Origin of the sequence: Nostoc sp. JL33, assembly GCF_017114985.1 — a bacterium.
Taxonomy (GTDB): domain Bacteria; phylum Cyanobacteriota; class Cyanobacteriia; order Cyanobacteriales; family Nostocaceae; genus Nostoc.
In genome coordinates this window covers 16,997-40,245 of record NZ_JABXKP010000035.1, presented here as the reverse complement: position 1 = coordinate 40,245, position 23,249 = coordinate 16,997, and the positions used below count along the sequence as shown (strand labels likewise).

Genomic DNA, 23,249 nt, shown 5'->3' with positions numbered 1-23,249 from the left:
ATGATAAGCATTATGAGCATCGAAAAAATTGTAGAACAAGCTCTCCAGGATGGTTATTTGACACCAGCAATGGAAGCAGAAGTCGGTAGAATCTGTGACAACGCCTCGGAACTCTCAATTGAAGAGTATATGGCGCTGGATCGGTTGATGGGAGCACTATTGACTGGTGAGGTAGTGGCGGTACCTCGCAAACAATTCATTAACGTTATGGAAGAATTGGTACTGACGGAAGCGATCGCGCGAGTCGCAGAAATTGAAGCCAGTAGTGAAACTTCTCTGGATGTCGGAGATATTGCTGCTTACGCTCTCAATCGGCTACCACCTTTGTATGCTACTACAGAAGAAGGTGCTAGCTTCCAGCGCCAAACGGCTCAGGCACAACTGCAAGAATTAATTTCTCAGCAAGTAAGTGAGGCAATTAACCGTTACCTCGATCAACCTAATTTCTTCCCAGAACGGCAAGCATTAGGCAAAAACATTGGCAATGAAATTGTCCGCCAAGTTAGTGCTTTACTCCAGACATACGCACCTAACTTTGAGCAAAATGACCAGCCAAAGGACGAGCCAAAGGACAACGACCCTTAATTAATTACGCACTACCACTGTTGTTCCTAAACTCACTTGCTCATACAACAATCGGACATCAGAATTACGCATTCTTAAACAGCCGTGGGATACAGCCGTTCCTACCAGGTCAATATCCGGTGTGCCATGAAAGCCAATTTCATTCCGTCCATCTGACCAAAAACCAATCCATCTGTCTCCCAAGGGACTATCGGTACCAGCTTGAAATACTTTGCCCGTAATTGGGTGACGCCAGATTGGATAATGTCGCATATGGATCACCTGGAAAGAACCTGTGGGCGTTTCCCAACCTTTCTTACCGATAGCAATTGGGTAGCTGGCGATCACCTCATCTCCTGCGTATACATAGGTGCGGCGATCGCTTAAAACAACCACTACTTGCGTCTTGGTATTTGCCAGCCTACTAGATGGTATTTGTTGGGCTGAAGCCTGAGACCATAGAGTTTTGGGCCAACTATCCGCAACCGGATTTTGTCTTTCTGCTTGCGCCACCAGCCGCGTCTTAGTTGGTACAGTTGCTTTAGCTAGATTATTCTTAATGATTTGGGGCTGAGTTTGAGGCTTAATACCAGAAGACCTGAGTGTAGCAGCCCTCAGAGTAGTTGCTTTGGCTATATTCTTCTTAATTATTTTCGACTTAGTTTGAGGCTTAATCGCAGAGGGCTTTGGTGTAAACGCTCTCTGGGCAGTAGTTGAGCCTTGGGTGACTTCACCAGGCGGCACAGATGCACCCAGCGCAATTTCCCCTAAACTCACTTGGGAAAGATTCTTGTAGACTCCTTCTGGGCGGCTTCCCTTGGGATTGGTTAGGGTAGAATCTCGCCGCATCGAACTAGATGCAGACTTCTCAGACAGCCGTGTTGCCGTAGTAATGCGCCAATGGACAGCTAAAGATAAAAATGCTGTGCCAAAACAGAGCAACATTACCATACGCCCTACAGATTCGTTTCTTACCATTGCCATCGCCTATTGTTTATCCCTGACATATCCAGCCGAGCAATTGGATGCGTTCATCATCCGATTATCAAAAATTTATCAATACTTATCATTTCCGATATAAATCTGCCAACACCTCTGGGCAAACTAAGACTATGCAAATTGTCCCAGCAGCAAAACTCCAAGAGTTTTGGGGGTTGTAAGCCAATACTTAGACTTTCTGGTGGAACTGAAATGTAGCAATCAATGATTAATGGTGTCGGTGGGAGAAAAACCATGCTTGAAAAACTATTGCTAGCAGTCACAATTACATTTTCCCTGAGTTTCTTTTTTCAAGTTCGCGTACCAAAGCAAAATAACCCTGGTGCTACCTACGGGTCACAAGTAGAACAATCAGCAACTATTCTAGTGACAAAATCAAAAAAATAAATCACCCTTATAGTAACTACAGCAACCCAACTTCCAGAAATTATTACCTGATTTTTAAAGGCATCAAGAAGCTAGAATTACAAAATTTTTATCTTCATCCTTATAACCAGATTTAATTATTTTTATCAAGCGTATATACCCAGTTGTCAAAAGTAGCAAAATGTGCATATAACTGCGCTTTTGTTAGTTGATGGGTCTTGGGCAACTATGCGAACAGTATAAGGAAAAAGTGGCTCTCCTTATTGCTATAAATGTATCCAAAATTGTCTGCCTCAGTGTTCCAGTCATAAATCCGTCACCTTAGCATGGAACTTCTGTCTCATTAGCAGGTCTAATAGATAGGGATGATTTAGAGCCAGTACGATCTATGAGTCAGTCGATCACTGTATCCTGGTCAACGGTTGATGCAAAGTATCCAGAAGCATCAGTGCAAGTTGACAAACTCCCTAACCACGATTTAATTTTGCGCTGTCAAGCGGGACTGCGACCAGATCGTGTTGCGTTTGCAGAACTATTACGCCGCTATCAAAGTCAAGTTGATAGAGTTCTATACCACTTGGCTCCAGATTGGGCTGACAGAGCCGATTTGGCTCAAGAAGTTTGGATTCGAGTGTATCGGAATATTAACCGATTACAAGATCCTGCTAAATTTCGGGGCTGGTTAAGCCGCATTGCCACCAACTTGTTTTACGACGAGTTGCGGAAACGTAAGCGGGTTATGAGTCCTTTGTCACTCGATGCTCCCCGTTCGCTAGAGGATGGTGAGATGGATTGGGAAATCGCCGGCGATACCCCAGGCCCAGAGGAAGAACTGACAACTAGAGAATTTTACGAGCAACTGCGGGAAGCGATCGCGGATCTACCAGAAGTCTTTCGTACTACCATTGTCCTCAGAGAAATCGAAGGCTTGGCATACGAAGAAATTGCCGAAATCACTGGAGTTTCCTTAGGAACTGTCAAGTCAAGAATAGCCAGAGCGAGAACGAGGCTGCAAGCTCACTTGCAGATTTATCTAGACTCCTAATTTACAATATCTTGCCTCTGCCATTAGGCAGAATTTAAGCATTGATTAAGAATTACCATAAAGTAGATCGCTTCTGCCGTTAGGAGGGAAATTGACAAATTTTCCAAATTTTCCCCCCAGTTTACCCGTTTATGAATTGGTAATAATGTTAAGATGACTACTGATTCTCAGTTTTTCGACCGTTCACCTTTGCGACTTCCTCAAGATTTGCCAGATGGAATGGGCAAGCATACCAATGAATCAACGGGTCTTATGGATATGGTGAAGCGCGATCGCTTCGAGTTATTGAGTGCTTACCTCGATGGTGAAGTCACAGCCCCCGAACGCAGGCAAGTAGAAGAATGGCTGGCAAATGATGCCTCAGTTCAATGCTTGTATGCCCGACTGTTAAAGCTGCGCCAAGGCTTGCGGACTCTCCCAGTCCCAACAGCCCAACATTCACCAGAAGCAACAGTTGAGCAAGTATTGACACGTTTGCGCCGCCGTTCCCGTTTAAACTGGGTGGTGGGGTGTGCAGCAGTTGCGGCTTGTGCGCTCGGCGCAGTATCGGGCTTAGTAGCTGGTGGTTCCAGGACGCCGCAACTGGCACAAGGGCCACAAATAGAACCGATACAAACGTCCTCAGTATCTATGGTTCCCCCTTCCCCTCTGATGGTGGGCCTAAATAACCCGGTAATTGAAATTCCGAAAGCAGCAGTAGCCTCTCCAGAAAATTCAATCTATCAGGTACAGCCGCAACGGCAGGACTCCAAACAGGACATAAACTAATCGCAAAGTTAATAGTTCATAGATCATAACTGTACTTTGTGGTTAAACCACAGCCGCTCCAGCAGCCGTCAGGTTGGAGGAAGCCTCCTAATTGCTCAACTCGCTCTAGAGTCATTAAATAAACCCAAGCCCAACCGAGAGAGAGCGACTGTGGCTGATAAACCTCGATAATTTGTCGATTATAGAGGTTTTCTGCCGTTTGTCTATTGGGCTGGTAATCTTCCAGCACATCTAGCTCATTTAAAATCCTTGAGTTGGGAAAAGAGAGTAAATATCCGTGAACTTGGCTATCCCCTAGCGTCATCGCTGGGTAGCCCATTGGCAAAGCAAACAATTTACCTTGTACAAAGGCTCTTTTGACATCTACTACTTTGCCAGCACAGTATCTTTGATAGTTAGCTTCACCTGGTTTAAGCGTGCCGTAGACAAAAACCCCTACTAAATTAGAAAATTTTATATTTGATTCAGCCATCGCCTATTTTTACCATCTGAATCGACAGCAATAAAAACTTATCATAGTGAATACCTTTAGATATTAATTCTAGAGGTATTTTTATTTACTCAGATTAATAGTTAAGCAATTAAGTACTACTCTTGCCCTTATTCCTGTCTAGCTTCTCTTGAATAGCTTCTCTACAAAATTCAGGAGGGTTATCTTGTTGCTGCACTTCCTCTTTCATTGTCTTAGTCATGCGTATATTCATTTTCTCGGTCAATGGCTCCTCTCTGTCAGTAGTAAATTTTTTTAAATTTTCTGGATTTCCTTTAGGATTAGCCATTCTTGAGAAATGTAAACATAACTTGATCTACGTGGAAGCGAGTAAATAAGATTTTAAATCGGTGGTGCTTTCATCCTGGTAAATGGTTCACCACCGATACCACTTTTACAAATGGGTAATTCTATTTTATGTTCACACGGTCAGAACTCGAAATCAAAACCACTGCCCAGTTGAGAGACTTATGTAGGCGTTACGGATTAAAGCCTGCTGGGAATGGAGGCTACAAAACTAGTTGGATTGTCACCTTGATGGCATTCCCACAGATAGCACTCGTTCAACTAAGGCAGGGAAGAGGGTTGAAGTCACCAGGTTTTAGCGTTACTCAATTCCTTGAAGGGGTGGTAGATGAGATGAATTCACCCACTGATGAGCAAGCAGCACTGATCAAGCTGACGATGGAAGGCAAAGCTATGAGCTATCCTGACAGATACGACCAAGAGAATTTGCTTAACTTGCACAAGGCTAAGATGCACCTTGAAATGGCGATCGGGCTGCTAACCCAGTAAATCAGTTTAGAACTATAACACATCTAGTCCCCACCATCCTAAGCTTAGGGACTTTTTTATGTCCTATATACCTCAACTTGTTGAACTTTAGGGATATAAGATAGATACAAATAGGGAGTAGAAAGAAATATAGGGCTAATGTTTGATTTCTGAAAAAGCTCAGTACAGATCGAAAAGCCTAATTCCTTATTCCCTACTCCCTACTCCCCACTCCCCGCCTACGTAGATAATTTCAAAAATCAAATACGATTCCTATAGTAAATTGATTTTGTAAATTAAATTAGAAAATTACTAGACAGATAATTCCCTCAAGATAGTGGCTCAAATGTACTAGTAAGGGTCAAATATTAGAAAATTAGTAGAAGTAAAGTGTAACAGGCATGAAACCATTGGAAATACGTGATTCTGTTGATTCTCGATATAACCCAGCAGCGATTGAGGAAAAATGGCAAAAAACATGGGTAGAACTTGGCTTAGATAAAACACCGACAGCTAGCAACAAGCCAAAATTCTATGCTCTTTCCATGTTCCCTTATCCATCGGGCAGCCTACACATGGGTCACGTCCGTAATTATACCATTACCGACGTAATTGCCCGCCTCAAGCGAATGCAAGGGTATCGGGTAATACACCCAATGGGTTGGGATGCCTTTGGCTTGCCAGCAGAAAATGCCGCCATTGACCGTGGTGTACCGCCAGCAAAGTGGACTTATCAAAATATGGCCCAGATGCGGCAACAATTGCAGCGTCTTGGTTTATCCATCGATTGGGAATGTGAACTTGCTACCTGTTCACCAGATTATTACAAGTGGACGCAATGGATTTTCTTGCAGTTTTTGCAAGCGGGGTTAGCTTACCAAAAAGAAGCAGCAGTAAACTGGGACCCGATTGACCAAACTGTATTGGCAAATGAGCAAGTCGATAACGAAGGACGTTCTTGGCGCAGTGGGGCCATAGTTGAGCGCAAATTATTGCGCCAGTGGTTTTTTAAGATTACCGACTACGCCGAAGAATTGCTCAATGACTTGAATAAGTTAACAGGTTGGCCGGAACGCGTCAAGTTGATGCAGGCAAACTGGATTGGCAAATCCACAGGCGCTTACTTGGAATTTCCGATCATTGGGATAGATGAAAAAATCGGCGTGTATACCACACGTCCAGATACCGTTTATGGTGTCAGCTACCTGGTGTTAGCACCAGAACATCCCTTAACAAAGCGCGTCACCACAAAAGAACAACAAGCGGCGGTAGAAGCCTTTATTAAAGAGGTTTCCCATCAAAGTGAGTTGGAACGTACTTCTGAAGACAAACCAAAGCGGGGTATCTCTACAGGTGGGGTGGCAATTAACCCGTTTACAGGGGAAGAAGTGCCGATTTGGATTGCTGACTATGTACTGTATGAGTATGGTACTGGGGCAGTGATGGGTGTACCAGCACACGATGTCCGAGATTTTAAGTTTGCCAAAAATTACGATTTGTCAATTGATTTTGTTATCGCTTCCCCAGATGATGTTGCAGGTTTTGATTTAACTCCAACATCAGAGATAGATGAAGTCACGCAACTCATCCAAATTGAATATAACCAGGCATACACTGAACCAGGAATTTTAATTAATTCTGGGGCTTTTACTGGCATGACTTCCACAGATGCTAAACAAGCAATAATTGAATACGCCGAACAACAAGGTTTTGGTAAAGTGCGGGTGCAATATCGCTTGCGGGATTGGTTAATTTCGCGGCAGCGTTACTGGGGCGCACCGATACCTGTAATTCACTGTCCCAACTGTGGGATAGTGCCAGTGCCTGATAAAGATTTGCCAGTAAAGTTGCCGGAAGAGGTGGAATTTACTGGACGTGGCGGTTCACCTTTAACTCAGTTGGAAAGCTGGGTAAATGTGCCTTGTCCAACTTGTGGTACTCCGGCGAAGCGGGAAACCGACACGATGGATACTTTTATTGATTCCTCGTGGTATTTCTTGCGCTTCCCTGATGCTAAAAATGAGCAACAGGTTTTCGATTCCAGTAAAATCAATGACTGGATGCCAGTTGATCAGTATGTGGGTGGGATTGAACACGCGATTTTACATTTGTTGTATTCGCGCTTCTTTACTAAGGTACTACGCGATCGCGGTTTGTTAAACTTTGACGAACCCTTCCAACGCCTGTTAACTCAAGGTATGGTACAGGGTTTAACTTACCTAAATCCCAACAAGGGCGGCAAAGATAAATGGATTCCTTCTAATCTGGTCAATTCAGCCGACCCCCGCGACCCCCAGACAGGCGAACCACTGCAACGTCTCTACGCCACCATGTCTAAATCAAAAGGCAACGGTGTAGCACCAGAAGATGTAATTGCCAAATATGGTGTAGACACAGCGCGGATGTTCATCTTATTCAAAGCGCCGCCAGAAAAAGACCTGGAATGGGATGAAGCCGATGTGGAAGGACAATTCCGCTTTTTAAATCGGGTTTGGCGCTTGGTAACAGATTATGTTGCGGCTGGGGTATCCCGTAAGAAAGCCCAACTCGCCGATTTAACTAAGGCAGAAAAGGAATTGCGGCGGGCGATTCACACGGCTATTCAAGCGGTGACAGAAGACGTGGAAGACGAATATCAATTCAACACAGCTATTTCAGAATTGATGAAGTTGAGTAATGCCTTAACTGATGCTGATGGGAAAAATTCACCAATTTACGCAGAAGGTATTCGGACTTTGGTGGTATTGCTAGCACCCTTTGCACCACATATTGCTGATGAATTGTGGCATTTATTGGGTGAAAGTGATTCAGTTCACACCCAAACTTGGCCATCATTTGACCCTGCTGCTTTGATAGCTGATGAAATCACTTTAGTGATTCAAATTATGGGTAAAACTCGCGGCGCAATTCAAGTACCAGCACAAGCAGATAAAGCAGCCTTGGAGAAATATGCGCGTGAATCAGAAATTGCCCAACGTTACATCGAAGGTAAAGAGATTAAAAAGGTAATTGTCGTGCCTGGAAAGTTGGTGAATTTTGTAGTTAGCTAAGTACAGCTTTGCGTAAAATCGTGGCGAATTCAGGGTTAAAATTTTAACGCAGATGCGCTTTGCCTTTCCGCAGGTAGGGGCGCAGAGAATTCGTTACGAATTATTAATGAGATGTTGTACTTAGCAATCGATAAAATTGCAAATGTAGCCTGATATCATGTCCGCTTGATTGCTTATTAAACCCGAAGAACCCCAAAGAGCCAAAGCTACCCTTTGTCTCCCCTCCCCGCTTGCGGGGAGGGGTTAGGGGTGGGGTGTAATGACTATGGTTAGCATAACTAATTATGCGGACATGATATGACATAACATTTTAAAGCCAAATAAATTTGGCATATTCGCTTATATCCCCCGGTTTCTAACCGGGGGCTTTACGCATCACGATTCGTAAGCGAATCGCTGCATTCAGATGTAAGCGTATCTCCTGCCTCAGTGATATTTCTTCTGACTTCTGCTGAACATTGCTACTTTAATCTGGCGCTGGTAGCGATCGCTAGCCAATCTTTGTGTATAGTTGCAAATTACACATGAAAATCATTTATTTATCACTATATGGAATAGTAGCGATACTTTGTCGAGTCCTGATTTCTGGTTGCTCTAACTGAATCAGGATGATAGTCAGCAAATATAAAATAATAATTTAATACTTAGCACAATTGGGCTGTATTCCAAAATGGAATATGGAAATGGAATTTAAGATATCGGAAAAATTATCGTGATCAACTGTGATACAGTCAAAACTACGGTAGCACTGTCGGGTTATGGTATATTACCACCATCAGATCCTAAAATTGTCTACTTGTAAACTCAGAGTAATTTCCAGTCGCTCTCAAGCTTTCGATTTTGACTAAGACTTTGCCCGATCAAGTTTTAGCTGATTTGTTAGTGATGAAAAATTAGGCTTTGTTGGATTACAAGCAAACTTAGACAAATAACCAAGCAGTGTCAATTACAAACGCCCAATCATGGTAGATATTAAGTTTGCATACTGGATTCCCAACGTTAGCGGGGGGTTAGTAGTAAGTAAAATCCCCCAACGGACAGATTGGACTTATGAATACAATGCTCAACTGGCTCAAACAGCTGAAGAAGTCGGATTTGAATATGCTCTAGCACAAGCCAGATTTATCGCCAGCTATGGCGCTGAGTTCCAGCTAGAGGCACTTACAACCGTATCAGCCCTAGCTCCTGTCACCAAAAAATTGAAGTTAATTGCAGCAGTTCACCCTGGATTGTGGCATCCGGGAGTGGTTGCTAAAATCGGTTCCAGCATTGATTTTCTGTCAAACGGTCGGTTTGCACTAAATGTGGTTAGCGGCTGGTTCAAAGATGAATTCACCATCTATGGTGAACCGTGGTTAGACCATGACGAACGCTATCGTCGTTCGGAAGAATTTATCCGTGTTCTGAAAGGTTTGTGGACAGAAGAAGAGTTTCACTTTAAGGGCGACTTCTATCGGATAAATGGTGGCTGGGTGAAACCCAAACCGATTACCCAACCTCATCCCGAAATCTTCCAAGGCGGTAACTCGAAAGCAGCCCGGCGTATGGCTGGCCGCGTCTCTGATTGGTATTTTATGAATGGCAACACCATAGAAGGGGTGCGAGAGCAGATTGAAGAAGTGTCTGCATTAGCTCGTGAAGAAGGACGCAAAATTAAATTTGGTCTGAATTCCTTTATCATCGTGCGAGATACGGAAGCAGAAGCCCATGAAGTATTGCGCGATATTATTGCCCAGGCGGATGTCGAGGCAGTGGAAGGATTTCGCCAAGCAGTGAAACACGCGGGAGCTTCTACTCGTGAACGTGAGGGAATGTGGGCGAATTCCAATTTTGAAGACTTGGTGCAGTATAACGATGGCTTCCGTTCAGGCTTGATTGGTACGGCTGACCAAGTTGCTGAGAAGATTCGCCAGTTTTATGAAGTGGGAGTTGATCTAATTCTCGGTGGCTTCTTACACTACTCGGATGATTTGCCTGCATTTGGTAAGACAGTAATTCCGATTGTGCGCGAACTAGAAGCTAACCGTCGCAAGGCTGATGAGTTAGTTGTGGTATAGCAGATTCTTGAGAGTTAACGACTTGTGCAAGTAGTTGTCTAATTTATCCGGGCTTTATTTGGGAAGTAGTTCAATGGTTAACATTGCTACAAAAAATTGATCATTCAAAGAATCTTACTCAGATTCAATCTGTGTATTGGCATATTGTAATCAGCCTTACAAATTACCACTAGCCAATGTATTTAGATCATTGTCTGGTTAAATACTTATCACAATCAAGAAGGAGTTATATTATGACATCAGTAATTAATACTGAACAGAAGGCGCATATCATTCAGGATGACAAAGAAGCGATCGCGATCGCCCACGAACTAGCAGCTGAGTTTGCCAAGGGCGACTCAGAGCGCGACCAAAATCGGCGTTTACCTGCTGAAGAAGTAGAAAAGTTCTCCCAGAGTGGATTGTGGGGAATTACAGTCCCGAAAGAGTATGGCGGTGCTTTTGTATCGAATGCCACCCTGGCAGAAGTAATTAAAATCATCTCCGAAGCCGACTCTAGCCTTGGTCAAATTCCCCAAAACCACCTCTATATGGTGGAAGCAGTTCGCTTGGATGGTACAGATGAGCAGAAGAAGTTCTTCTTTGATTTGGCTCTACAAGGCAAACGGTTCGGTAACGCCTTCTCTGAAATTGGCACTAAGTCTGTTACTGATGTCCAGACAAAGTTAGAACCAGATGGTTCTGACTTTGTACTCAATGGACGTAAATACTACTCTGCTGGGGCACTACTAGCACATTGGGTTCCCGTCATTGCCAGCAATCAAGATGGTAAGACAGTAGTGGCATTTGTCGAAAGAGATGCCCCAGGATTGACGCTACTTGATGACTGGACGAGCTTCGGACAGCGTACCACCGCTAGCGGCACTACCATTATTGAAAATGTGAAAGTGAAGGCAGAACATGTCATTCCGCACTACTTAGCCTTTGAAAGGGCAACACCAATGGGTGCGATGGCTACGCCCGCCGAAGGCATCGCGCAAATCATTCAAGCCGCCGTAGACGTGGGGATTGCCAAAGCCGCAGTCCGTGACACCATCTACTTTGTCCGCAACCATACCCGCCCTTGGGTTGACAGCAATTTAGAAAAAGGATATGAAGACCCCTTAACGCTCTATAACTTAGGCAATGTCCAAATTCAGGTTCACGCTGCTGAAGCATTGTTGCGGCGTGCGGGTGAATTTATCGACATCGCCAACGAGTCAGGTTTAGAAGAACCCAAGGTAGTTGAAGCATCAATCGCAGTTGCCGAAGCCAAAGCATTGGCGACGGAAGCAGTATTACTAGCTACCAACAAGTTGTTTGAACTAGCAGGTACTAAGTCCACATTGGAGCAATTCAACTACAATCGCCACTGGCGAAATGCCCGCGCTCACACACTTCACGATCCCGTGCGCTGGAAATACCACGCTGTTGGTAACTACTTTCTCAATGGTGTTTACCCCCCACGCCATCCTTGGCTGTAATTGCGGTATTCTCTATTGGGGTCAATCTAATTCATAATTAATAATTAATAATTCATAATTGCAAGACGCTCTCTACGTTCGCGCAGCGTGTCGCAGACAGACGCTCTGCGGACAAGCTACGCTAGAGCGTGTTGGCTCTGAACCCACCACGCTCTTGTAGACCACGCTCATTTTTTGAATGAGCGTGGTTGCTCTGAACCCATAAAATTTATCAATTATGAATTAATAATTATTTGGTCAATCAATTTTGGATTTTGGACTTTAGATTTTAGATTGACCCCATTTGCACCTTTGCTGAATATCTAAAAGGTGAATGTTGTTCTCACAATCAGGTTAACAGGAGAAGTTGCAAGGGATGCAATTAATCGAAACTAAAGAGTCTCAAAATTATCTCGATCTAGCTAAGTCTTTAGCAAAGGAATTTGCCGAGACTGCTGTGGCACGGGATGCAAAAGGGGGAACACCAAAGCATGAACGCGATCGCTTGCGCCAAAGCAACTTGCTGAAACTGATCGTACCCACAGAATATGGTGGTTTAGGGCAAAGCTGGATTACTGTTCTGCAAATTACCCGCGAGTTTGCCAAAGTTGATAGCTCGATTGCTCACGTATTTTCTTACCACCATTTAGGTGTAGTAATTCCTCATATCTTTGGTTCGACAGAGCAAAAACAGTCGTATTATTCAGAAACTATTCGCAACAATTGGTTTTGGTGCAATGCGCTCAACCCTTTAGATAAAAGAACTACTCTGACACCGGACATTACCAACCGCATCTTTGAAGTTATGGGCGCACGCGCTACCAGTGCAAAATATGGCTTTGACCGCTACTGGCGCAATCTCCGCACTTTCACTCTCCATGATCCAGTGGATTATAAAGTTAGAGACATCGGTAACTGGGCATTAAATGATAAATTACCAAAACCTGATTTTTATTCCTAGTTTTTCGCTTCCGAGAAAATCAACGCCCTAATCTTAAACCTCTTTCCATAAGCATCTGAGGTTCGATATTCTCAACTTTAGCTATTGCTTCTAACTGACGAATCCCAGCGATCGCATCAACAATATTACCTGATTGGGCACGCAACCAAGCCGCGTGAGGTGCATAGTCAATGCTTTGTACTATTTCGTAACCTGCTCGATTAATTACCTCACGCTGGGACTCGACATCAACGCCTTCAGCAAAGCGGATGAAAACCAGTCCAGTTGGTACTGCTACCGAACCATTGGGTTCTAGTGTATAAATTGGAGTTACTGTTCTCTGTTCTGATTGATTGGGTTCCCCTGGAAAAACTGCGTAGGCGTAGCCCGTCGTAGACATTGCACCGTCGTTAAGTTGTAAAATTGCTCCTGGTGGCATCGTGTTGGGTTGATTGTAGTGGACTGCATAGTACCCAGGTTTACGAGTGTAGGATACAGAAGTGCAATTGCGAATTTGTTCAGGATACTCAGAAAAGTAGTCTTTTTGAAATCTCACTTCAGCAATCAAGGGTAAAGAGTACAGTTGGGGAAAATACTCAGCCGGAAAATAAAACATCTTTCTCAAATTCTAATGATATTAATTTAAACGCATAGGCCCTTCTCTACGAGACGCTACGCGTAGCTTGCTTCCACGAAGTGGTACATATTCCCGCAGGGCAGGGCGCAGAGAATTCACTACAAATTAATTAAATGTTGTATTTAGAGAGATTAAATTTGTTTATAGCTATTTTTAGGTAAATAGACCACGCGGTAGGGGCACAGCATTGCTCATACGTGTCAACTTAACGTGAAAGCCTCGCAATGAGGTTATATCAAGCCTACTCAATTATCAATTAAGTCCTCGGAACCCCACCCCGCTTTTGTCTAGCGACAAAATCTCCCCTCCCCGTTCACGGGGAGGGGATTAAGGGATGGGGTAAAACGCCTGTGGGATAAGCGTTTTAACTTAAGTTGACACCAATGAGCATTGCTGTGCCCCTACGATAGATGTGGTTCAAATAGATAAAAACTGCTGTAAGCTGTATCTTTTTAATCCCGTAATACAGTTAGTAACTTTATGGACAAATGTCCTCAAGCAACTTTTCCCGGTGTTACCCGGAATGGATAAACTGCAATACCCTCTATCCCTAGACTAAACGTCGCTGGGACTACCTTTCTTATGATGTTCAGGCTAGCGTTAATATCTGCGTGGATAAGTTTATCCTCGCTGGATCTGTACCAAGCCCGTTTTATTCGCTTACCACTGAATGTATGTTTTTCACCTTTTTTGTAAACAGGTATTGGGTCTAAATTAAGAAACGACGAGGCTGAAGTAAACTTATCTTTGTACTTAGGTAATTTTGGGCGGCCATGAAATTTTGATGGGTTTTGTTTATATGCTTTTTGCGCCTCAAAAAATGATTTCCAGTTTCGATGTAGAACCATTAAAACTTGGTTACTAACTTTCGCTGGTAGTGCTGCATAGGATTCATGCTTTTTAACCAGATGGAACACTGCAACATTATTTAGATAAGCGGAATCCTTAATAAAAGACTGCCTGACTAAATAGTTGGCATAATTGTATAGGTTTTTAGAACGCCATGCCAAATCATCAATTTCTTTGTAGAATTGATGATTTGTCTTGATAATATGCCGTTCTACCAATCTCATTCCTCAACTCCATTTGTTTTCAGTTCTGCAATTAACTTTTCAGTTTTACCTTTAGCCCTTCTTAATCCATAAATACGTTGTACGAAGGATGTAATTACCGAAACTAAATCTTGCATCAATTCATCTTTTCCATTATCCGCATCATTAACAATTTCTAGTTTTTTGCCTGTCGCTTCCAATAACAACTTAATGTAATTCAAGCGAAACCTAGTTATTCTATCCCGATGCTCTGCAACCAAAATATTGTAATTTGAATCCTGCAAAGCATTCGATAAAAGTTTCCTATTATCATTAAGTCCACTCCCAACCTCTTTGACAACTTTGTAAATGCGATAACCTCTTGCAATAGAATAATCAGTTAATCTAATGGCTTGGCGATCTAAATTTGCCTTTGCTTCTGCCGATGAGACTCTGGCATAGATTAGAGCAATTCGCTCTTGTTCTATTCGATCATCAGACTCAATAATGATTGTCCCTGTTGACGGAATTTGATAGCCCTTTAGCTGTCCGGCTTTCCACCAACGATGCGCTGTTTTGTAACTTACTCCAACTTTCTTTGCGTAATCAGATAATTTCATCTACCCATATCACATCTATTGGGTATATATGGGTATAAAATCAATAAATATTTACAACACATATAACACATGAAAACGGAGAGGGATTGAGGGTGAGGTTTTATATTTAATTTGACCCACTTACTTAATAAAAAATCACGACTTTAAGAAAAAAATCACGACTTTAAGAAAAAAATCGTGACTTTAAGAAAAAAATCACGATTTTAAGAAAAAAATCATGATTTTAAGAAAAAAATCACGACTTTAAGAAAAAAATCACGATTTTAAGACGCAAAGCTTAGAGATAAGACGCAATGGGTTAAAAAAGCGGCGTTGGGGGGTCTAAAATCGGAAATATTCAGATAAATCTCAATTTTTTAACTTAATTGCCATAATGCACAGTCCGATTACGAAACTTAAAAGTACATGAGCTTAGAACCAAAGCTGTGTGTTAATAACTAAAGAAGATACAGATAGTCAGAGTAGGAGATGGAACCTTTAACTACTGCGGCGATCGCTGTTGGCACTATAATTGCTACCAAAGCCTTAGAAAAAACTGGCGAAAAAGTAGGCGAAACTTTATGGGATAAGACTGGCAAGTTTCTTGTTACGCTCAAAAAACATTCTCCTCATACTGTAGCTGCTATAGAGAAAGCACCAGAGCAACCACTTGATTATGGCAAAGCTGTACTAGAGGTTGAATCGGCTGCTAAAGCTAATCCTGAAGTGGCACAAGCTGCACAAGAATTGGCACAAGCAGCAAAAGCGGAACCAAATCCTAAACTTGCTGAAATTCTGGCTATGCCTAACCTGCAAAAATTGGCAGATAAAATTGGTCAGGTTGTCATGCCAGGAGGGACAGGAAATATTGAAAATCAGTCCTTTTAAATTATCGTGTGACCTAACCCCCAGCCCAAAAGGGCGGTTAGAAACCGCACGCCAGTCGCCTCAACGGGGGGAACCCCCGCACAGCGCTGGCTCGTCTACACAGGCAAAACCCACCTCCGTGGGTTAAGAATCCTCGATTTTGTATTAGTCCACGGAGGTGGACTTTGTTTGTGTAGCCGCGAATTCCATTCGCCAAGGCTCTTACTTTAGCTATTAGCCTTAGAATTGATTCTGAGAGGGCGGTTAGAAACCGCGTCTACACAGGCAAAACCCACCTCCGTGGGTTAAGAATCCTTGATGAGTGTATTAGTCCACGGAGGTGGACTTTGTTTGTGTAGCCGCGAATTCCATTCGCCAAGGCTCTTACTATCTATGCCTGAAGACTCTGGGAAGTATGCCGAAAAAATTGGTGCTTTTGCTGCCTCTGGCGCTCAAGTTAACATTGGCACTCAAATTATTAACGGGAAGAAACAGCTAACTCCCACAAAATCTATCCCTCGCGGTTCTATTCATTTCGTCGGGCGAGAAACCGAACTGACAATGCTGCATGAAGACTTGCAGCGCAGAGACTATGTAGCAATAGCGGGAATGGGTGGCGTAGGCAAAACTGAATTAGCCACCCAATACGCGAGACGATATCAAGAAGATTATGGCGGCATTGTCTGGTTTAACGACAGAGAAACCAATCTCGCCGCCGAAGTTTTAGAGTTTTTCCGGTTACAGTTTGATTTTGAGATTCCCCAAGAATTAGGAGGAAGACTTTTAAGCCTTAAAGAACAAGTCGCTTGGTGTTGGTCTAGATATCCTAACTCCACCTTGCCTATTTTAATCGTCTTCGATGACGTAACCAACCTAGCTAACCTCCGCGAAGTCGTACCCGATGTTCACCGCTTTCAAGTCTTAGTTACTACTCGACTGCGGCATTTAGACCCGAATTTTATTCAAGAGATTCCCTTAGATGTTCTCTCGCCCCAAAAAGAACCAGGGAAAGCCTTAGAACTGTTAAAACGACTGTTGGGGAAAAAAGATAGGCGAGTTGAAAACCAACCACAAGCCGCAACAAAAATATGTGAATGTCTGGAATATTTGCCCTTGGGGATAGAGTTAGTAGGAGGTTATTTGGTACGCGACCCGGAAATGTCTTTAGATATGATGTTTGGGCGATTGCAAGAACGTAAATTAGCAGAGTCAGCTTTACAAGACCGGGAAACTCTCAACTCAACTCAACTGGGAGTCAAAGCCGCCTTTGCTTTAACTTGGGAAGAACTCGACCCACTGGCGCAACAACTAGGAAGATTTTTGAGTTTATTTTCTCCTACACTGATTCTTTGGGATTTGGTTATTTGGGTGGCGACAGGTGGAGGGGAAACAGAAAATCAGCAAGAAAGACAGCTAACTTGGTCAGAAAATGAATTAAACGAAGCTAAAAAGCAACTCTACGGGCGTAACTTGCTGCAACAGGTAGAAGAAAGAGAAGGATGTTATAAAATTCATGCCTTAGTGCGGTGGTTTTTGCAAGAGCAGTTAGCGGCGTCTGGTGAAACCAAATTAGTTTTAGAAACAACATTCACCACTGCCATGATAGCCGTTGCCCAAATACTTCCCGATTCACTAACTTCTGAGCAGATTGGATTTTTCAGTTATTTTGTTCCCCATATCCAAGACCTGGGACAACGTTTAATTACAGAGATAAAGCAAGCAAAAGAGGCAGAGATAATTTCTCCAGCATCAGTCTCCAATGATGAAGTAATTTTGGTATTCGTGGGGATAGGAAGATTTTATGAGGGACAAGGATTATATAAATTAGCAGAACCCTGGCGTGAAGAATGCGTAAATATTTGCCAAGCTCTGTTTGCTGGCGACCATCCCGATGTCGCTGGTAGCTTGAACAATTTAGCTTTACTCTACGAAAGCCAAGGGCGGTACAGCGAAGCCGAACCCCTTTTGACCCAAGCCTTGGAGATGACAAAGCGGCTGTTTGATGGCGACCATCCCAATGTGGCTACTAGCTTGAACAATTTAGCAGGACTCTACGAAAGCCAAGGGCGGTACAGCGAAGCCGAACTCCTCTACACCCAAGTTTTGGAGATGATAAAACGGCTGTTTGATGGCGACCATCCCAATGTGGCTACTAGCTTGAACAATTTAGCTTTACTCTACAATAATCAAGGGCGGTACAGCGAAGCCGAACCCCTCTACACCCAAGCCTTGGAGATGAGAAAGAGGCTGTTTGCTGGCGAGCATCCCTATGTAGCTGGTAGCTTGAACAATTTAGCAGTACTCTACAATAGACAAGGGCGGTACATCGAAGCCGAACCCCTCTACACCCAAGCCTTGGAGATGAATAAGCAGCTATTTGATGGCGACCATCCCAATGTAGCTACTAGCTTGAACAATTTAGCAGCACTCTACTATAGCCAAGGTCAGTATAACAAAGCCGAACCTCTCTACACCCAAGCCTTGGAGATGTATAAACGGCTGTTTGATGGCGACCATCCCAATGTGGCTGGTAGCTTGAACAATTTAGGAGGACTCTATAAAAGCCAAAGGCGGTACAGCGATGCCGAACCTGTCTACATCCAAGCCTTGGAGATGACAAAGCGGCTGTTTAATGGCGACCATCCCAATCTGGCTACTAGCTTGAACAATTTAGCTTTACTCTACAATAGACAAGGGCGATACAGCGAAGCCAAACCCCTGTACACCCAAGCCTTTGAGATGTGCGATCGCATTTTAGGAGTTAATCATCCCACTACAGCGACAATTCGTAAAAATCTAGCAATCCTGCAACGCCAGTCTACTCCCCGTCCTATCTGGAAACGTCGGTTAGGTCAGTTTGTCCGAATCTTTTTGGCGATGTTGATTCTACCGTTTTCCCGGCTGTGGCGATCGCTTAAACAACTAATTCGTAATTAAAACATTGGCTTTGCGCGTCACCAAACAGCCCGTCGTAGCGATCGCTTTTCTCTTATCAATATAAATGCGTCACCGAACAGCCCGTCGTAGCGATCGCCTACGATGAGAGAAGCTAATCGCAGAAGTTTCTCCAAAGACAACGCCTAACAACCTTGATAAGATGGAAAAAATAGTTAAACCTAACTGCCAAGGTTATGAGTAGCATTAATATTTCCTTGCCTGAGTCGATGAAAGTCTTTGTTGAGGAACAAGTAGCTCAAGGTGGCTACGGTTCAGTTAGCGAATATCTCCAAGAGTTAATCACTCAAGACCAAAAACGCAAGATGCAAGAACATATAGAAGAACTTTTAATTGCAGGACTTGAAAGTGGAGAGGCAATAGAAGTTAATGATGAATGGTGGCAGCAAAAACGCACACACTTGATAAACCAGCTGCATCAAGAGAAATAATCACAAAGCGGATAGTCATTACACCCAAAGCCAGTTTAAATATTGATGAGTATTTTGTTTACATTGCCCAAGAAAACCCCGACACCGCTCTTTTATTTTTTGACTCTGTAGAGAAACTTTTGCACAGTTAGCAAGAATGCCTAGAACGGGTAGCCGTTATCCTCTGGATAACCTTTGTTTACAAGGTTTACGTAAATAGGCTGTTAAGGGATTTAAAAAGTATCTAATTTTTTACTTTGAGCGAGATGAAAGCATTGAAGTTGTGCGGATTCTCTATGCAAGGCAAGATATAGAAAGGATTTTAGAACAGGAATGATATTGATTAGCGATGTCTACGACGGGCTACGCCTACGCTTTTCTCTTATCAACATAAATGCGTAGGCGTAACCCGTCGTAGCGATCGCTCTTGTCTAAAAAAATCCTTTTAGGGACTTCCAAATAAAAAAATACTCAAAAAACTGACGAAAAAACTCTCTCCTCCTCATTCCTCTGTGTTCTCTGTGTCTCTGTGGTTCGTTTATTTGGGTAATTTATTTCTTGGAAGTCCCTTACCAGATAGTCTCGACAGAATACTGTGCAATTTTCTGGTCGATGGTCACAATGAACTGTCAAAATTATTTAGGATATCTTCTGGTAAAGGCTCGTTAAAATCTGGTGCGATGATAACTTTACCTTTATCCAATCCTGGAATTCGAGGTGAGGCTGTATCTGTGACGACTAGGCGTGCAACTGGAATCCCTTTCTGTGCAATCACGACCTCTTCACCAAGTAATACCTGACTCAGCAATTCAGAAAACTTGGCAGTTACTTCAGAAACATTGACGGTGATAGTCATTTGCCCAGGTAATTGTTAATTACTAATATTTCTGAGGATAACACTGGCTATAATCGCATTTTTTAGTCTTATGGCGATGACCTGATTATTAGACAAGCAGCTTGTCGTCAAACGATGTCTACGATGGGCTACGCTTACGCTTTTCATCAACAACAGCGCGATCAACTCACTCTACCGTAGGCGATCGCCTTTTACAATTGGAGTGTTAATTGTATTTACGTCTATGAACTTTCCTCCCCAACTCCAACAAAAGATTGAAAAATGGGCAAGCAGTCAGGGAATTTCGACTGAGCAGTTTGTTTTGCAAGCTATTGCAGAAAAAATTGACGCGCTGAGTCAGCAAGTCACTGAAGAAGATACTCAACAAAATTCTGAGATAACCAATGTACTGCCCCTTAACCAATCAAACATTTATCGAAAAGAAGGGATTTTAGTTGTAGAGGCAGAATTACCACAAAACTTTGATGTTAATGCCTTTATAGATTAGTCCCCAACAAGCCGAGATGATTATTGTAGATATGTCACAGTATTTAGAGGCAGTTCCACTGCTTTTCAATGACTATCAGACTGCAATCGCTCAAATGGCAACCTTAAATCTTCCAGGTGGCGGTATTTTTGATGCTTTAATTGCTCAAGCTGCTTTAAAAGCAGAGGTAGAAGCTTTGTTGACCCTGAATCCAAATCACTTTACTCGTTTGGGAAATGCAATCGCTGATATTGTGCAAATCCCTGAATAGATGCGTAGACGCAAAGCAGCTTGTCGTCAAGCGATGTCTACGACGGGCTGTGACGCTCCTGCGTCGCTAACGCTACGCTATCGGTGACGCTTTTCATCAACAACAGCGCGATCGCGCACGCTGATGCAGCAAGCTTTAAAAGTAAGGCATAATGCGGTTTCCCCATGCCCAATTTTCAAGATATTTAATATCCCAGGAGATTAAATTATGGTTCAGGTTCGCTATGGTGGACAGAACGGCCAACAGTATGAACTTGCGATCAGTAACGAACACCTTGTAGTGCGTACCGAAAACCGCAGTACTCTTGTTGGTGCAAGAGCGTTTGAAGCCGCCCCTGTGTCACCCACAGCTCGTAGCATCCTCAATCAATTTGAGCTAACAACGCGGTTTCGGCAAGCGGGTGTTGAAATTCTCCAAGCGAAAGTTCCGAATCAGGGTGTGGCTTTGCGCGATCGCGCCCGTGAAATTCTCAACCAAGAGTCTGAAGTCCAATTTGCCGGACGTGTTCTTGTTGATCCAATATCCAGACAACCTGTAGTTTACACCGAAAACCTCTTCGTTAAATTCCATAACGAAGAAGAGTCAAGGGTTTGCCAAGAAGTATTAGGACGTTACGGCTTAACAATTAAACGCCAACTTGAATATGCACAAAATGCTTACTTTGTCAACGCACCTGCCAATACTGGTATAGCCGTCTTTGACATCGCCGAGAGACTTCTGAATGAGGAATCAGTAGAACTGTGCCATCCTGAACTAGCGCGTGAATCACGCCAACGTCAGGTTTTCCCGCAGCAGTGGCACTTAAAGCAAACAACAATTAATGGTAAGGTAATCAATGCCCATGCCAACGTTGAGGCAGCTTGGAAGTTAAGCGATGGCACAGGGGCAATTATTGCAATTATCGACGACGGTGTGGATCTCGATCATGAAGAGTTCCATTCTTCTGGAAAAATTGTTGCCCCGCGTGATGTTACACGTAAAACTAACAATCCCAGACCGGGAAACGACGATAACCACGGGACAGGCTGTGCAGGAGTAGCTTGTGCAAACGGCAATTTTGGTGCATCTGGAGTGGCTCCGGGTGCAAAGCTGATGCCGATTCGTTTAGCTTCGGCGCTGGGGTCACAAGATGAAGCAGATGCTTTTGTTTGGGCGGCTGAAAATGGTGCTGATGTAATTTCTTGTAGCTGGGGGCCAGCAGATGGTGTTTGGTATGAGCCAAACGATCCTTTACACAACCAGAAAGTACCTCTGCCTGATTCCACACGCCTTGCTATGGAGTTTGCAATTAATAAGGGACGCAACGGCAAAGGCTGTGTAATTTTATTTGCGGCTGGCAATGGTAACGAAAGCGTCGATAATGATGGCTACGCCAGCTACCAAAAGGTGATTGCGGTGGCAGCTTGTAACGACTTCGGCACCAGAAGCGCTTACAGTGACTTTGGTCAGGCGGTGTGGTGTGCCTTCCCCAGCAACAATGGCGATAGTTCTCAAACCCCTGGAATTTGGACAAGCGATCGCTCTGGTGTACTTGGTTATAATTCGGGTAATCGGAATCTGGGTGATGTCCCAGGCAACTACACGAACCAATTTGGCGGAACTTCCAGTGCTTGTCCAGGTGCAGCCGGTGTAGCAGCCCTGATTATTGCCAGAAACCCTAATCTGCGTTGGGACGAAGTGCGAGATATTATTAAACGCTCCAGCGATCGCATTGATCCATCTGGAGGTAAATATGATGCCAATGGTCGCAGCCCTTTCTACGGTTACGGTCGGATGAATGCTCTCAAAGCTGTAGAATTGGCCAAGCCAACTCAAAGATTGCCCATTAGCATATTCAAAGCAGTGGAAGATATCCCAATTAACGACTTGCAGATATCAACATTGTCGTTGGCGATCGCTAATACCGGCCTCGTGAAATCCATCAAAGTTAATGTAGACATCGAGCATACTTTTATTGGGGATCTTATAGTTACTCTCCTCCCGCCAGCGCAAATAGGCGTACTTCCGATCATCCTGCACGATCGCCAGGGCGGAGGTACAGATAATATTAAAACAACCTATGACGAGGTAAATACTCTTAAACTTGCTGCCTTTAAAGGTAAAAGTCCCCAAGGAACCTGGACTCTTCAAGTTGCAGATAAAGCTGACGCAGATACAGGAAAGATTCGCAGCTTGAGCATTGAAATTGAATTTTAAGCCAATACAGTTTAGTTACAGCCTTTTTCATCTATTTAAACAACCGTTTTAAAATCTCGTTTCTAGCCAGAGGCTAGAAATGCTCCTCATTGCGGTGCCAATACGGTTAGGATAAGGTTTTTTGATGACACGCCGCTAATCCCAAAGACGCGATAAATCGCCGTCTTTACAATAATCAGCCCTTTGTAGAGACGGCGATTTATCGCGTCTCTTGCCTTAACCGAACCGTATTGATTGCGGTGCCGCAATATCATGTCCGCCAAATTACCCGTAATAAAAGAACCCCACCCTCAACCCCTAAGAGCAGGCTCTTAGGGGAGCTAAAGCGCAGCTTTGGCTCTTTGGGATTCCGGGTATTATGTTTACAGCAGTTTTCATGTATTTGAACCACATCTGTCGTAAGGGCACAGCAATGCTGTGCCCCTACCCGCGTGGTCTATTTACCTGAAAATAGCTATAATTGCCC

Annotated in this window: 24 protein-coding genes; 16 read left to right on the top strand and 8 right to left on the bottom strand. The window is 43.6% G+C overall.

Annotated elements, in window-relative coordinates; translation table 11 throughout:
- Positions 1-12 precede the first annotated feature (12 nt).
- Entirely contained in the window at positions 13-585 is a 573-nt protein-coding gene (locus tag HWQ23_RS08140) for a late competence development ComFB family protein (protein WP_292826148.1), read from the top strand.
- Here HWQ23_RS08140 and HWQ23_RS08135 read toward each other — a convergent pair whose 3' ends face one another.
- On the bottom strand, positions 586-1,542 hold the full coding sequence (locus HWQ23_RS08135; protein WP_375466594.1) for a L,D-transpeptidase: 957 nt from the start codon (positions 1,540-1,542) through the stop codon (positions 586-588).
- Positions 1,543-1,589: 47 nt separating this feature from the next.
- On the opposite strand from HWQ23_RS08135, the gene HWQ23_RS08130 reads away from it, so the two are divergent.
- From HWQ23_RS08130 to HWQ23_RS08115, 4 genes are all read left to right on the top strand, one after another.
- Positions 1,590-1,724: a hypothetical protein gene (locus HWQ23_RS08130; protein ID WP_292826142.1), complete on the top strand. Its 135-nt coding sequence runs from the start codon at positions 1,590-1,592 to the stop codon at positions 1,722-1,724.
- 73 nt (positions 1,725-1,797) lie between these two features.
- Positions 1,798-1,950 (top strand): hypothetical protein, encoded by a 153-nt coding sequence (locus HWQ23_RS08125; protein WP_292826139.1) that lies wholly within the window; start codon positions 1,798-1,800, stop codon positions 1,948-1,950.
- Positions 1,951-2,317: 367 nt separating this feature from the next.
- The gene (locus HWQ23_RS08120; protein ID WP_292826136.1) at positions 2,318-2,974 is read left to right on the top strand and encodes a sigma-70 family RNA polymerase sigma factor; all 657 of its coding nucleotides are present in this window, start codon (positions 2,318-2,320) and stop codon (positions 2,972-2,974) included.
- 153 nt (positions 2,975-3,127) lie between these two features.
- A complete protein-coding gene (locus HWQ23_RS08115; protein ID WP_292826134.1) occupies positions 3,128-3,742 on the top strand; it encodes an anti-sigma factor family protein in 615 nt (204 codons plus the stop codon).
- Between the two features lie 16 nt (positions 3,743-3,758).
- Here HWQ23_RS08115 and HWQ23_RS08110 read toward each other — a convergent pair whose 3' ends face one another.
- Together HWQ23_RS08110 and HWQ23_RS08105 are read right to left on the bottom strand one after the other, a co-directional pair.
- Positions 3,759-4,214: a gamma-glutamylcyclotransferase family protein gene (locus HWQ23_RS08110; protein ID WP_292826131.1), complete on the bottom strand. Its 456-nt coding sequence runs from the start codon at positions 4,212-4,214 to the stop codon at positions 3,759-3,761.
- A 109-nt stretch (positions 4,215-4,323) separates the two neighbouring features.
- Entirely contained in the window at positions 4,324-4,521 is a 198-nt protein-coding gene (locus HWQ23_RS08105) for a hypothetical protein (protein WP_100900714.1), read from the bottom strand.
- A gap of 128 nt (positions 4,522-4,649) precedes the next feature.
- Between HWQ23_RS08105 and HWQ23_RS08100 the strand changes: the two genes are divergently transcribed.
- From HWQ23_RS08100 to HWQ23_RS08080, 5 genes are all read left to right on the top strand, one after another.
- Positions 4,650-5,027: a hypothetical protein gene (locus tag HWQ23_RS08100; RefSeq protein ID WP_292826126.1), complete on the top strand. Its 378-nt coding sequence runs from the start codon at positions 4,650-4,652 to the stop codon at positions 5,025-5,027.
- A 380-nt stretch (positions 5,028-5,407) separates the two neighbouring features.
- Positions 5,408-8,056, top strand: a complete 2,649-nt coding sequence (gene leuS / locus HWQ23_RS08095; protein ID WP_292826123.1) for a leucine--tRNA ligase — start codon at positions 5,408-5,410, stop codon at positions 8,054-8,056.
- Positions 8,057-9,018: 962 nt separating this feature from the next.
- Entirely contained in the window at positions 9,019-10,113 is a 1,095-nt protein-coding gene (gene sfnG, locus HWQ23_RS08090) for a dimethylsulfone monooxygenase SfnG (RefSeq protein ID WP_292826120.1), read from the top strand.
- Positions 10,114-10,346: 233 nt separating this feature from the next.
- Positions 10,347-11,576 carry an SfnB family sulfur acquisition oxidoreductase gene (locus tag HWQ23_RS08085; protein ID WP_292826117.1) on the top strand — a complete coding sequence of 410 codons (1,230 nt, stop codon included), beginning with the start codon at positions 10,347-10,349 and terminating at the stop codon, positions 11,574-11,576.
- Positions 11,577-11,931: 355 nt separating this feature from the next.
- Entirely contained in the window at positions 11,932-12,516 is a 585-nt protein-coding gene (locus tag HWQ23_RS08080) for an acyl-CoA dehydrogenase family protein (RefSeq protein WP_292826114.1), read from the top strand.
- A gap of 19 nt (positions 12,517-12,535) precedes the next feature.
- Here the strand turns inward: HWQ23_RS08080 and HWQ23_RS08075 are convergent, their stop codons facing one another.
- The 3 genes from HWQ23_RS08075 to HWQ23_RS08065 form a co-directional block, all read right to left on the bottom strand.
- A complete protein-coding gene (locus tag HWQ23_RS08075) occupies positions 12,536-13,111 on the bottom strand; it encodes a hypothetical protein (protein ID WP_292826111.1) in 576 nt (191 codons plus the stop codon).
- Between the two features lie 515 nt (positions 13,112-13,626).
- Complete coding sequence (locus HWQ23_RS08070; protein ID WP_292826107.1) at positions 13,627-14,205, bottom strand: hypothetical protein; 579 nt, start codon at positions 14,203-14,205, stop codon at positions 13,627-13,629.
- Positions 14,202-14,783, bottom strand: coding sequence for an IS607 family transposase (locus tag HWQ23_RS08065; protein WP_292826104.1), 582 nt, complete (start codon positions 14,781-14,783; stop codon positions 14,202-14,204). Before HWQ23_RS08065 ends, HWQ23_RS08070 begins: the two co-directional genes overlap by 4 nt.
- A 468-nt stretch (positions 14,784-15,251) precedes the next feature.
- Here HWQ23_RS08065 and HWQ23_RS08060 point away from each other — a divergent pair, with 468 nt between their 5' ends.
- Together HWQ23_RS08060 and HWQ23_RS08055 are read left to right on the top strand one after the other, a co-directional pair.
- A complete protein-coding gene (locus HWQ23_RS08060; protein ID WP_292826101.1) occupies positions 15,252-15,650 on the top strand; it encodes a hypothetical protein in 399 nt (132 codons plus the stop codon).
- Between the two features lie 372 nt (positions 15,651-16,022).
- Entirely contained in the window at positions 16,023-18,566 is a 2,544-nt protein-coding gene (locus HWQ23_RS08055; protein WP_292826098.1) for a tetratricopeptide repeat protein, read from the top strand.
- A 17-nt stretch (positions 18,567-18,583) separates the two neighbouring features.
- On the opposite strand, the gene HWQ23_RS08050 is transcribed toward HWQ23_RS08055, so the two are convergent.
- A complete protein-coding gene (locus HWQ23_RS08050) occupies positions 18,584-18,706 on the bottom strand; it encodes a hypothetical protein (RefSeq protein ID WP_292826095.1) in 123 nt (40 codons plus the stop codon).
- Between the two features lie 54 nt (positions 18,707-18,760).
- Between HWQ23_RS08050 and HWQ23_RS08045 the strand changes: the two genes are divergently transcribed.
- Positions 18,761-19,015 carry a type II toxin-antitoxin system ParD family antitoxin gene (locus tag HWQ23_RS08045; protein WP_292826092.1) on the top strand — a complete coding sequence of 85 codons (255 nt, stop codon included), beginning with the start codon at positions 18,761-18,763 and terminating at the stop codon, positions 19,013-19,015.
- 595 nt (positions 19,016-19,610) lie between these two features.
- On the opposite strand, the gene HWQ23_RS08040 is transcribed toward HWQ23_RS08045, so the two are convergent.
- Positions 19,611-19,850 (bottom strand): type II toxin-antitoxin system Phd/YefM family antitoxin, encoded by a 240-nt coding sequence (locus HWQ23_RS08040; RefSeq protein WP_292826089.1) that lies wholly within the window; start codon positions 19,848-19,850, stop codon positions 19,611-19,613.
- A 223-nt stretch (positions 19,851-20,073) separates the two neighbouring features.
- On the opposite strand from HWQ23_RS08040, the gene HWQ23_RS08035 reads away from it, so the two are divergent.
- From HWQ23_RS08035 to HWQ23_RS08025, 3 genes are all read left to right on the top strand, one after another.
- Positions 20,074-20,337, top strand: coding sequence for a hypothetical protein (locus HWQ23_RS08035; RefSeq protein WP_292826087.1), 264 nt, complete (start codon positions 20,074-20,076; stop codon positions 20,335-20,337).
- Positions 20,338-20,353: 16 nt separating this feature from the next.
- Positions 20,354-20,587 (top strand): hypothetical protein, encoded by a 234-nt coding sequence (locus tag HWQ23_RS08030; RefSeq protein ID WP_292826085.1) that lies wholly within the window; start codon positions 20,354-20,356, stop codon positions 20,585-20,587.
- Positions 20,588-20,794: 207 nt separating this feature from the next.
- Positions 20,795-22,783 carry a S8 family serine peptidase gene (locus HWQ23_RS08025; RefSeq protein WP_292826082.1) on the top strand — a complete coding sequence of 663 codons (1,989 nt, stop codon included), beginning with the start codon at positions 20,795-20,797 and terminating at the stop codon, positions 22,781-22,783.
- The last annotated feature ends 466 nt before the right edge of the window (positions 22,784-23,249 follow it).